At 68.0% G+C, this 10,454-nt stretch carries 10 protein-coding genes, 1 tRNA gene and 1 pseudogene; 9 read left to right on the top strand and 3 right to left on the bottom strand.

Going from position 1 to position 10,454, the window contains the following annotated elements:
- The first annotated feature begins 452 nt into the window (after positions 1-452).
- From AC2W7M_RS12530 to AC2W7M_RS12515, 4 genes and pseudogenes are all read left to right on the top strand, one after another.
- Positions 453-998, top strand: coding sequence for a TRAP transporter small permease (locus AC2W7M_RS12530; RefSeq protein WP_486132638.1), 546 nt, complete (start codon positions 453-455; stop codon positions 996-998).
- Positions 999-1,002: 4 nt separating this feature from the next.
- Positions 1,003-2,311: pseudogene (locus AC2W7M_RS12525) on the top strand (TRAP transporter large permease).
- On the top strand, positions 2,308-3,348 hold the full coding sequence (locus tag AC2W7M_RS12520; protein ID WP_486132637.1) for a TRAP transporter substrate-binding protein: 1,041 nt from the start codon (positions 2,308-2,310) through the stop codon (positions 3,346-3,348). Before AC2W7M_RS12525 ends, AC2W7M_RS12520 begins: the two are co-directional and overlap by 4 nt.
- A gap of 203 nt (positions 3,349-3,551) precedes the next feature.
- Positions 3,552-4,553, top strand: a complete 1,002-nt coding sequence (locus tag AC2W7M_RS12515) for an endonuclease/exonuclease/phosphatase family protein (RefSeq protein ID WP_486132636.1) — start codon at positions 3,552-3,554, stop codon at positions 4,551-4,553.
- A gap of 11 nt (positions 4,554-4,564) precedes the next feature.
- Here the strand turns inward: AC2W7M_RS12515 and AC2W7M_RS12510 are convergent, their stop codons facing one another.
- Together AC2W7M_RS12510 and AC2W7M_RS12505 are read right to left on the bottom strand one after the other, a co-directional pair.
- A complete protein-coding gene (locus AC2W7M_RS12510; protein ID WP_486132635.1) occupies positions 4,565-5,404 on the bottom strand; it encodes a WYL domain-containing protein in 840 nt (279 codons plus the stop codon).
- A gap of 107 nt (positions 5,405-5,511) precedes the next feature.
- Positions 5,512-5,793 (bottom strand): HdeA/HdeB family chaperone, encoded by a 282-nt coding sequence (locus tag AC2W7M_RS12505; RefSeq protein WP_486132634.1) that lies wholly within the window; start codon positions 5,791-5,793, stop codon positions 5,512-5,514.
- Between the two features lie 364 nt (positions 5,794-6,157).
- On the opposite strand from AC2W7M_RS12505, the gene AC2W7M_RS12500 reads away from it, so the two are divergent.
- Together AC2W7M_RS12500 and AC2W7M_RS12495 are read left to right on the top strand one after the other, a co-directional pair.
- A complete protein-coding gene (locus tag AC2W7M_RS12500; protein WP_486132633.1) occupies positions 6,158-6,604 on the top strand; it encodes a DUF6788 family protein in 447 nt (148 codons plus the stop codon).
- Positions 6,532-7,182: a GSU2403 family nucleotidyltransferase fold protein gene (locus AC2W7M_RS12495; RefSeq protein WP_486132632.1), complete on the top strand. Its 651-nt coding sequence runs from the start codon at positions 6,532-6,534 to the stop codon at positions 7,180-7,182. Before AC2W7M_RS12500 ends, AC2W7M_RS12495 begins: the two co-directional genes overlap by 73 nt.
- A 56-nt stretch (positions 7,183-7,238) precedes the next feature.
- Here the strand turns inward: AC2W7M_RS12495 and AC2W7M_RS12490 are convergent.
- Positions 7,239-7,313: transfer RNA gene (locus AC2W7M_RS12490), tRNA-Thr, on the bottom strand.
- A gap of 332 nt (positions 7,314-7,645) precedes the next feature.
- On the opposite strand from AC2W7M_RS12490, the gene AC2W7M_RS12485 reads away from it, so the two are divergent.
- The 3 genes from AC2W7M_RS12485 to AC2W7M_RS12475 form a co-directional block, all read left to right on the top strand.
- Entirely contained in the window at positions 7,646-8,812 is a 1,167-nt protein-coding gene (locus AC2W7M_RS12485) for an ABC transporter ATP-binding protein (protein WP_486132631.1), read from the top strand.
- A 12-nt stretch (positions 8,813-8,824) separates the two neighbouring features.
- Positions 8,825-9,742 (top strand): ABC transporter permease, encoded by a 918-nt coding sequence (locus AC2W7M_RS12480; protein ID WP_486132630.1) that lies wholly within the window; start codon positions 8,825-8,827, stop codon positions 9,740-9,742.
- A 279-nt stretch (positions 9,743-10,021) separates the two neighbouring features.
- Positions 10,022-10,454: endonuclease domain-containing protein (locus tag AC2W7M_RS12475; RefSeq protein ID WP_486132629.1), on the top strand; the 433-nt coding region annotated here is incomplete at its 3' end.

Below are 10,454 nucleotides of genomic sequence, written 5' to 3'. Positions count from 1 at the left end.
CGCCGGCGCGCGCCACGCCGGCCCGCACGACCGCCCGCCCCCGGTGAAGACCGCGGCTCCATCGCCCCTCGCATCGCACCCGCCGCGGATTCGCCTGCCGAACCCCGCGGAACGGGGCAAATCTACGGACGAAGCGGACTTTGGGCACCTCCTCTAAATAGAGGGGGCATCCCGGAACGCCCGCCGGGGCTGCCTGCGCCCGACCGGCGACGGCCATGGTGTTGGCTCGGGATTTGCTTCACTCTACGCTTGGCGGCAGGCATCGCTTCGCTGGGCTCGGGGCGCGGACCGGCGTCGCAGACCAGGGCGGGAGGGGGAGTTCATGGGAGTGATCGTCGTGCCGCCCGGTCCGTGCGGACCCGGATCTCGCCGTTCGTTCCCCGCCCCCCGCTTCCGCACCGCCCCTTTTTTGCCGCAAGTGCCCGCCCGCGGCACGCCGGCCGGAGCCACCCATGATCCGCCGCCTGCTGGATGGCCTCTACCTCGCCGCCGGATGGCTCGCGGGCCTGTTCCTCATCTCCATCTTCGTGCTGATGATGCTGCTGTCGGTCGGGCGCATCGTCGGCTTCAACATTCCCTCCGGCGACGACTTCGTCGCCTGGGCCATGGCGGCGAGCGCGTTCCTCGGCCTCGCCCATACCTTCCGCTCCGGCGAACTGATCCGGGTCGGCCTCGTCACCGACCGCCTGAAGGGCCGCGCGAAGCGGGCGGTGGAGCTGGGGTGCCTCGTCATCGGCACGCTCACCGTGGGCTATTTCGCCTGGAACGCGGCGATCCTGAACTGGGACAGCTTCCGCTTCGACGACATCTCCCAGGGCGTCGTCGCCGTGCCGCTCTGGCTGCCGCAGCTCGGCTATTCCGGTGGCCTCGTCATCCTCGCCATCGCCTTCGCCGACGAACTGGTCCACGCGCTCAGGGGCGGCGCGCCGCGCTACGAGAAGCCGCCGCCCGCCTCGGCCGAGGACGTGGTCGAGCGCGCCATGCAGAGCGGGGTCTAGCATTATGGAGATGATCGAGATCTCCGGCCTGCTGCTGCTCCTCCTGTTCGTGCTGCTCGCCGGCGGCGTGTGGATCGCGGTGGCGCTGCTGGTGGTGGGCTTCGTGGGCATGCAGTTCGTCGGCGGCGGCATCCCCGCCGGGGCGGTGCTCGCCACCACCATCTGGGGCAATTCCGCCTCCTGGACGCTGGCCGCCCTGCCGCTGTTCGTGTGGATGGGCGAGATCCTGTTCCGCACCCGCCTCTCGGACGAGATGTTCCGCGGCCTCGCCCCCTGGCTCAACTGGCTGCCGGGCCGGCTGATGCATGTGAATGTGATCGCCTGCGGCCTGTTCGGCTCGGTGTCCGGCTCCTCCGCCGCCACCTGCGCCACGGTCGCCAAGATCGCCCTGCCGGAATTGAAGAAGCGCGGCTACGACGAGAATGTCAGCCTCGGTTCGCTGGCCGGCGCCGGCACGCTCGGCATCCTCATCCCGCCCTCGATCACCATGGTGGTCTATGCGGTGGCGGCGAACGTCTCCATCATCCAGGTGTTCCTCGCCGGCTTCCTGCCGGGCTTCCTGGTGATGGCGCTCTATTCCGGCTACATCATCGTCTGGTCGCTGCTGAACCCGTCCAAGACGCCGCCCGCCGATCCGCCTTTGCCGTGGCGCGAGAAGCTGAAGGAATCCGCGAACCTCATTCCGGTCAGCCTGCTCATCATCTTCGTCTTCGCTTCGCTGCTGCTCGGCTGGGCCACCGCCACCGAATGCGCCGCCTGGGGGGGTCGCCGGCTCGCTCGCCATCGCCTGGTGGCAGGGCGCGCTCTCCTGGCCCGCCTTCTGGGCCTCGGTGATGGGGGCGACGCGCCTCACCTGCATGATCATGCTGATCCTGGCCGGCGCCTCCTTCATGTCCACCTCCATGGCCTATACCGGCATCCCGGTGGCGCTGGCCCAGTGGGTGGACAGCCTCCATCTTTCGCCCTACGCGCTGATCGCCGCGCTCACCGTCATGTACGTGCTGCTCGGCGCGGCGCTCGACGGGCTCTCCATGATCGTGCTGACCACCTCGGTGGTGATCCCCATGATCAAGACCGCGGGGTTCGATCCCATCTGGTTCGGCATCTTCCTGGTGCTGGTGGTGGAGATGGCCGAGGTGTCCCCGCCCGTGGGCTTCAACCTGTTCGTGCTGCAGACCATGTCGGGCAAGGATTCGAACACGGTGGCCATCGCCTCGCTGCCATTCTTCTTCCTTCTCGTTGCGGCAGTCGCCATCATCACCGTGTTTCCGCAGATCGTCATGGTGCTGCCGGAACTCGCCTACGGAAGATGAGGCCGCCCGCCGGGCCGGGCCTCGCCGGATATGGGTCAACCCGAAGGAGACGTTCGATGTCTGTGTTGATGCGCACCCTCGGCCCGGTCATCGCGGCGGGCGCCCTGGCATTGGCGGCGCCGGCCATGGCTCAGACCAAGTGGAACCTGCCCTCCGCCTATCCCGCCGACAACCTGCACTCGGAGAACCTCGCCCAGTTTGCGAAGGACGTGGAGGCGGCGAGCGGCGGCAAACTCACCATCACGCTCCACCCCAATGCCTCGCTGTTCAAGGCGCCGGAGATCAAGCGCGCGGTGCAGACCGGTCAGGCCCAGGCGGGCGAGGTGCTGATCTCGCTGCACGAGAACGAGGACCCGATCTTCGGCGTCGACGTGGTGCCGTTCCTCGCCACGTCGTTCGACGCCTCCAAGAAGCTCTGGGCCGCATCGCGCGCGGCGGTGGAGAAGAAGCTCGCCTCCCAGGGCATCAAGGTGCTCTACGCCATGCCGTGGCCGCCCCAGGGCCTGTTCTCCAAGACCGCGGTGGAGAAGGTGGAAGACCTGAAGGGCGCCAAGTGGCGCGCCTACAATGCCGGCACCTCCCGCATCGGCGAGGCGGTGGGCGCCCAGGCCGTGACCGTGCAGCAGGCGGAACTCGCCCAGGCGCTCGCCACCGGCACCGTCACCGCGCTCATCACCTCCTCGGCCACCGGCACGGACGTGAAGATCTGGGAGAGCATCCCCTATTTCTACGACATCCAGGCCTGGCTGCCGAAGAACGTGGTGTTTGTGAACCAGGCCGCCTTCGACGCCCTCGACAAACCCACCCAGGACGCGGTGCTGAAGGCCGCCGCCGCCGCCGAGGCGCGCGGCTGGGCGCTCGCCGAGACCAAGACCAAGCAGTATATGGACCAGCTCTCGGCCAAGGGCATGAAGCTCGCCCCGCCGAGCCCCGAGCTGAAGGCGGGCTTCGAGAAGGTGGGCGCCACCCTCACCGAGGCCTGGCTCGCCAAGGCCGGCGAGAGAGGCAAGGCGGTGATCGACGCCTACAAGAAGTAGAAGCAGCCCGGCCCGGCAGACGCGCTCCGCCTGCCGGGTCCATGCTCCGCGACCGCGCCGCAGCGGATCCGCGCCGCGCCGTTCCGCCCGGCGTGTTCGACCTTTCTTTTGCCCTTATTGCAGACAGATTGCACCGGGATGCTGCATTGCAGCGACCGTGGCGTGGCCGGACGGAATTTGTGGGGGCTGGCGTGAGCGTGAGCATGTCCATGTCCCCCGTGCGGCGCCTCGGCCTTTCCGGCATGGTCGTCCACGGCATCCTGGTGCTGCTGACCCTGGTCTCGGCCGGCACGCTGTTCGCGCAGTGGGTCTGGCCGGCGGATCTGCTCAGCTTCTTCCGCCCGCATCTGTTCGTCGCCAGTCTTGCCGCTCTGGCGCTCGCGCTTCTCGCCCGCCGAAGGCTGGCGGTCCTGGCGGCCGGCGCGATCGTGTTGTTCAATCTGTGGCCGCTCGCGGTTTCCTCCGTGCCCGCAGCCCCGCCGGCCGCATCGGGCGCGCCCACGGTGCGCATCATGTCGGCGAACCTGCTCTACAATAATCCCCACAAGGGGCAGTTCCGGGCGAGCGTCGAGACGGTGCGCCCCGACATCCTCTTGGTCCAGGAGGATACCCACGGCTGGCCGGTGGCGCTCCGCCGGTTGGACGGCTTTCCCTACAGGGCCTCCCGCCTCGACGACCGCCTCGCCGGCATCGACGTGCTGAGCCGCCTGCCCATGACAGTCACGCTCATCGGTGCCGGGCCGGGCGGGGTGAAGGCGCGGCGCCGGCGGCCGGTCGCGGTGCGCGCTGAAATCCAGGTGGCGCCGGGCGAACCGCCGCTGGTGGTGTATGCCATCCATCCGCCAAGCCCGCGCACGGCGCCCGACTGGCATCGGCGGGCGGCGACGCTCGCGGAGATCGCGCGGCATGTCCGCGCCGAGCCTGAGGACGCGCGGATCGTGGTGGCGGGCGACTGGAACACCCCGCCCTGGTCGCCGCTGTTTGCCCGCTTCATGGACGAGACCGGCCTCGCCGCCACCGAGCGGCTGCCCTGGCCGGCGGCCACCCGGGTCTTCTTCTTCCAGGGACGCCAGTTGCCCCAGTGGCTGGGGGCGCCAGTGGACCGGCTGGTGGTGAAGGGAGGGGTCGGCCTCGCCGCTCTCAACTTCGCGCCTACCTTCGGCTCGGACCACCTGCCGATCTACGCCGACGTCACCGTGCGCTGATCCCGGCCGCGTCAGCGCACGTGGCGGCCGGTGAGGGCGAAGCAGAAGGCGTCGAGCATGTCCGCCTCCTCGACGTTCAGCGCGCCGTCGGCGCTCACCACCTTGAGCCCGGCGCGCAGCACCGCCGAAATGGCGTCGTGCCCGCTCTCCATGAGCGTGTCGATGGCGGCATCGACGGTCTCCTCGGTCGGCCGCATGCGGGCGATATAGCCGCTCAGGCGCTCGCGCTCGGCGCCGGAAAGGTCGATGCCCTTCTCGGCGCAGGCGCGGTCGCAGAAATAGCTCATCTCCTCCACCTCGGCGGCGTTCATCTCCTTGTCGGCGAGGGAGAGCGCCGCAAGCAGCGGCAGGCCCGCCTGCCGCACGATGGTGCGGATGCGCTCGAAGCGCGCCTCATCGGGATCGCCGAGCGTGACGTGGATCGCCTCCTTCGGCCAGACGAAGCCGAAGGTCTCGAAGAAGAATCGCTCCAGCGGCTCGCGCGGGGCGCCGTCGAGGTCGGTGACGCCGGTGATGCGGTCCACGCGGAAGGCCCGCGTCGCCTGGCGCTCATGGCACTTGGCGATCAGGATCGGCACCCCTTCCGGGTTGCGCTCCACTGCCCACACCGAGATGCGCCGGTGGCTGGGATGGCCGGCATGATCCACATAGTCGATGGCGAAGGACTGCCCGTCCGCCGCATCGCGCTGCTGTTCCACCGGGCCGCCGGGCAGTTCGTCATGGGGGTCGTCCGACGGCACGCCGATTCGGTGGGCGCCGGCATAAGGCGGCGCCGCCTGCGCCTTCACGCGGTCGATGAAGAAGGTCTTGAGCGAAGAGATGGCGTTCATGGCGTGGGGGTCATGGTGCACGTTCCGGAGCGTATCCTAGATAGCCGGGCGGCGCCCTTTGATCCAGCCGGCGCGCGCCCGCGTCCGCATCGGGCGAAGGCGGGAGCTGGCGGGCCCCCGCCGCGGCGTCATTGATCGAACACCTTGTCCGCCGCCGTGATGAGGCCGATCTGCGGGTTGCGCGCGCAATAGGTGCCGAGCTTCTCGGAGTTCTTCACGAACGCGTCCATGTCGATGACCGCAGCGTCGTCGTCCTTGTAGAAGCCGTCGAGCCAGGCAAGGATCAGCGAGATCGTCTCCTTGTCGGAAGAAATGAACTGCTGGCAGGTCATGGTGGACAGGTCCACCTTCTCCGCCGCCGCCGGCGCGATCCCGGCGATGAGCACCGCCAGGGCAAAGAGATATCTCATCGGATGCTTCCCCCAGATGCCACGCAGCGCGCGGATCCGCCGCCGCGCCATGCATCATGCGCCTCGACCGGCACATGCGCCATGGAAATAGGTGGCTTAAGGGAACTCGCGCGGGGGCGCGGTAGGCTGGTGCTGCGAGATGGCTGAAGTTGCCCTCTGCTCGACCGGATTCCCGGTAATCAAAGGGTCGATGCGGCGTCGCCTCAGTCCGATTTTAGCCGCGTCCTGGAGCAGATTCGGGTGCGCTCCTCCCGGTCTCTCTTGTCGGTCGTCGACAGGAGCCACAGCGCGAGTCCGGCATGTTCAACAATCTTGTCAATCGTTGAGCATGAGATATGTTCAACGCAAATGGATGTTGTTGAACATGGCGATCTCGCGCCACTCCACCGTCGCCCACGCCGCCTACCTCGATCTCATCCGCTCGCTGGAAGACGAGGCGGTCTCGGATATCCGCGGAACCCCCACCAAGGTCCGCCGGGGGGAGCGCAGCTATTGGTACGACACCTACCGGGTCGGCTCCGAAGTCCTGAAGCGATACATTGGTGAGGATGGCGACGAATTGCGGGCCCGTCTTGAGCGGCTGAGCGAGCTCCGCCGGGATGCAGGCGAGCGCCGCAAGCAGCGATCGCGCCTCATCCGCATCCTGCGCGCAGAGCGGTTCATGGGCGTCGATCCGGGGACCGGCAGCCTGCTCGCCAGCATGGAGAAAGCGGGCGTTTTCGCCTCGGCGGGACGCTGGTGGGCACCCACGCCTTCCGTCTCTACGAAGGGGAGCTGGGTGTCACTTATGGGTTCGATGATGCCGCCATGACCGACGATCTCGACGTCGCCAGCTTCCAGCGCCTGTCGCTTGCGCTGGCGGACACGATATCGCCCACGCTTCAGCAGGTGCTTGCTGATTTCTCTTTTGAATCCGTTCCGGCCTTGGAGCCCGAGAAGGTCTGGCGCTGGCGGCAAACGCGAAGCAACCTGCTGGTCGAGTTCCTCACCCCCTCGTTCGATGAGGCAGAGGGACTGAGGCCGCTTCCCGCCCTCGGCGTCTATGCCCAGTCGCTACATTACCTCAACTACCTGCTTGCCGAGCCGATCACTGCCGCCGTTCCCTATCGGTCAGGCGTCCTCGTCCGCATTCCGCGTCCGGAGCGGTTCGCGATCCACAAGCTCATCGTTGCAGACCGGCGCTCCACGGGGCCTGACGGCCTCAAGTCCGTGAAGGATCGCCGACAGGCAGCTTTCCTGATCCGGATCCTTGCCGAGGATCGTCCCGATGAACTTGCGGACGCCTACGCCGCAGCCTTGGACGCCGGCCCGAACTGGCGCAAGCGATTGACGGCAAGCCTCCGGCGCGAGCCGGAAATTTTGGAAATCCTCACCGGGTTCGACCGATAATGTTGTGAGTGCGAAACGCCCACGCGCAGGGTTTCTAGCGATTGCAACGCTTGGGCTGGTGCTGCGAGAGAGGATTGAACTCTCGACCTCTCCCTTACCAAGGGAGTGCTCTACCACTGAGCTACCGCAGCGAACCGGTCCGGCGGGGGCCGGAGGTTTGGGAGGGAAAAACCGTCCCTTTCCCGAAAGGCGGGGCGCGCGCCGTCCCGTCAGGCGGCCTCTCCTGCCACATGCGGGGGGTGGGCGGCGAAGGGGCTGGCCCGGGGGGGCACGCCGTTGTCCCCGATATGCGCGCGGCCGGCACCGGCTGCGACGGGGCGTCGAGGGCGGCCGTGCCGATGCTGCGTCGCGGTGCCTGATCCGCGGGCCGATACCGCTTTTACTTTGCGCGTGCACAACGCTTGAGCGTTGGCGCGCGGCTTAGTAGCCTCTGCGCAGGCGGTGGCGCCGGGCGGGGATCAGCATGGCTTCGGAGAAGACGCGCAAGGAAACCATCGGCGCCGTGCGGCGCGCATTCGCGCCCTGGACCGATCCCACAAAGACCCCGCTCATCCGCTTCGAGAACGTGGTCAAGCGGTTCGGCGACTTCACTGCGGTCAACAACGTCTCGCTCGACATCTACGAGCGCGAGTTCTTCGCGCTTCTGGGGCCCTCCGGCTGCGGCAAGACCACCTTGATGCGCATGCTCGCGGGCTTCGAGGAGCCGACCACGGGACGCGTCACCCTCGCCGGGCAGGACCTCGTCGGCGTGCCGCCCTACCGGCGGCCGGTGAACATGATGTTCCAGTCCTACGCGCTGTTCCCGCACATGAACGTCGCCGACAACATCGCCTTCGGCCTCAAGCAGGACAAGATGCCGAAGGCCGACATCGACGCCCGCGTCGAGGAGATGCTGAAGCTCGTCAAGCTCACGCCGTTCGCCAAGAGGAAGCCGCACCAGCTCTCCGGCGGCCAGCGCCAGCGCGTGGCGCTCGCCCGCTCGCTCGCCAAGCGGCCCAAGGTGCTGCTGCTCGACGAGCCGCTCGGCGCGCTCGACAAGAAGCTGCGCGAGGAGACCCAGTTCGAGCTGATGGACCTCCAGATGGAGCTGGGCATGACCTTCCTGATCGTCACCCACGACCAGGAAGAGGCGATGACGGTGGCCGACCGCATCGCGGTGATGAACCAGGGGGTGCTGGTGCAGGTGGCGACCCCGGCGGAGATCTACGAGCAGCCGGCCACGCGCTACGTGGCCGACTTCATCGGCGACGTGAACCTGATCGAATGCAAGGTCCGCTCCTGCCAGGGCGACCAGGCGGTGCTCACCACGCCCATCACCTCCGTGCCGATCCACGTGACCCAGCAGGTGGAGGCGGCCGCGGGCGACGAAGCCTGGGTCGCGATCCGCCCCGAGAAGCTGCGCATCACCCTCGATCAGCCGCCGGACATCACCGAGAACTGCTTCGAGGGCACCATCTGGGACATCGGCTATCTAGGCGACCTCTCCATCTACCATGTGGAGCTGCCCTGCGGCACGCGCATCAAGGTCTCCCAGCCCAACCTTTCGCGCGTCGTACAGCGGCCGATCTCCTGGGACGACAAGGTGTGGGTGACGTTCGCGCCCCATGCCGGCGTCGTCCTGACGCGCTGAGGGGAGGCGAAGATGGCGCTCGCAAGCGAGAAGGGCTGGGGCAGGGCCGTCGTGGTGGCGCTGCCCTATCTGTGGTTGCTGGCGCTGTTCCTCGCGCCGTTCCTCATCGTCTTCAAGATTTCGCTGTCGCAGGACGTGGTGGCGCAGCCGCCTTATGCGCCGCTGCTCGACCTCTCCGCCGGCTGGCAGGGGCTCACGGACTTCCTGTCCCAGCTCTCGTTCGCCAACTACTTCTACGTTCTCGATTTCTCGAACGAGTTCCTGCAGGCCTACGGGTCGAGCCTCGTCATCGCCGCGATCTCCACGCTGCTTCTGCTCGCCGTCGGCTATCCCATCGCCTATGGCATGGCGCGCGCCCCGCGCTCGCTCCAGCCGACGCTGCTGATGCTGGTGATCCTGCCGTTCTGGACCTCGTTCCTGATCCGCGTCTATGCCTGGATCGGCATCCTCTCGCCGGAAGGCCTGCTCAACCAGGCGCTGATCGGGCTCGGCCTGATCGAGGATCCGCTGGAGATTCTCAACACCGACCTCGCGGTCTATATCGGCATCGTCTACTCCTACCTGCCCTTCATGGTGCTGCCGCTCTATGCGGCGCTGGAGAAGATGGACATGACGCTGCTGGAGGCCGCCGAGGATCTCGGCTGCCCGCCCTGGAAGGCGTTCTGGACCATCACCTTCCCGCTCTCCCTGCCGGGCGTCGCCGCCGGTGCGCTTTTGTGCTTCATCCCGGCGGTGGGCGAGTTCGTGATCCCCGACCTCCTGGGCGGCTCCGACACGCTCATGATCGGCAAGTCGCTCTGGACCGAGTTCACGGTGAACCGCTCCTGGACCGTGTCGTCAGCGGTGGCGGTGCTGCTGCTGCTGGTGCTGGTGGTGCCCATCGTCATCTACCAGAACATCCAGCAGCGCGAGCTGGAGGCGGGGCGATGAGCGAGCGAGGCGGCACGACCCTCCGCGTGAAAGCTCCGGCCCATGGCGCGTTTCTTCGCCACGGCGCATCCCCTCACCCCACCCCTCTCCCGCGGGAGAGGGGGCAGGTGGCGCCAAGCCGCGTGGATGCGACCCTCGCCGCTGGCGCCGGCCGCACTCCCTCTCCCCGGCGGGGAGAGGGCGGGGGGTGAGGGGCAGCCCGGCTGCGCAAAGTCTCCTGCCGCCCGTAGGGACCGTGCCCGCACCCTGCGGGTCAGCCAGACCGAGATGGAGCGCCGCGTGTGGTCACGCGTGCGGGATCGCAGGCTCTCCGGCTGGAAGTTCCGCCGGCAGGCGCCGGTCGGACCCTATGTGGTCGACTTTCTCTGCATCGACGCCAAGCTCGTGATCGAGCTGGACGGGGGGCAGCATTCACCTGTCCGCGATGCGGCGCGGGATCGCTATCTCTCCGCTTGCGGCTTCCTGGTCCTGCGGTTCTGGAACGGCGACGTGGCGACCAATCTCGATGGCGTACTCGCAGAGATCCTGGCGACGTTATCGTTGCGCGGCGCATCCCCTCACCCCACCCCTCTCCCCGCCGGGAGAGGGGGCAGGTGGCGCCAAGCCGCGTGGATGCGACCCTCGCCGCTGGGCGCCGGCCAAGCTCCCTCTGAGGGGGAGAGGGGCGTGGGTGAGGGGGCGCGTGGCCGCGAGCGCGCGTCCGGCCGAGCGG

This window comes from Xanthobacter sp. BG11Y11_SDJG, assembly GCF_057364445.1.
The sequence above is the reverse complement of the archived record's forward strand: the minus strand, read 5'-3'. Positions and strand labels throughout refer to the sequence as shown.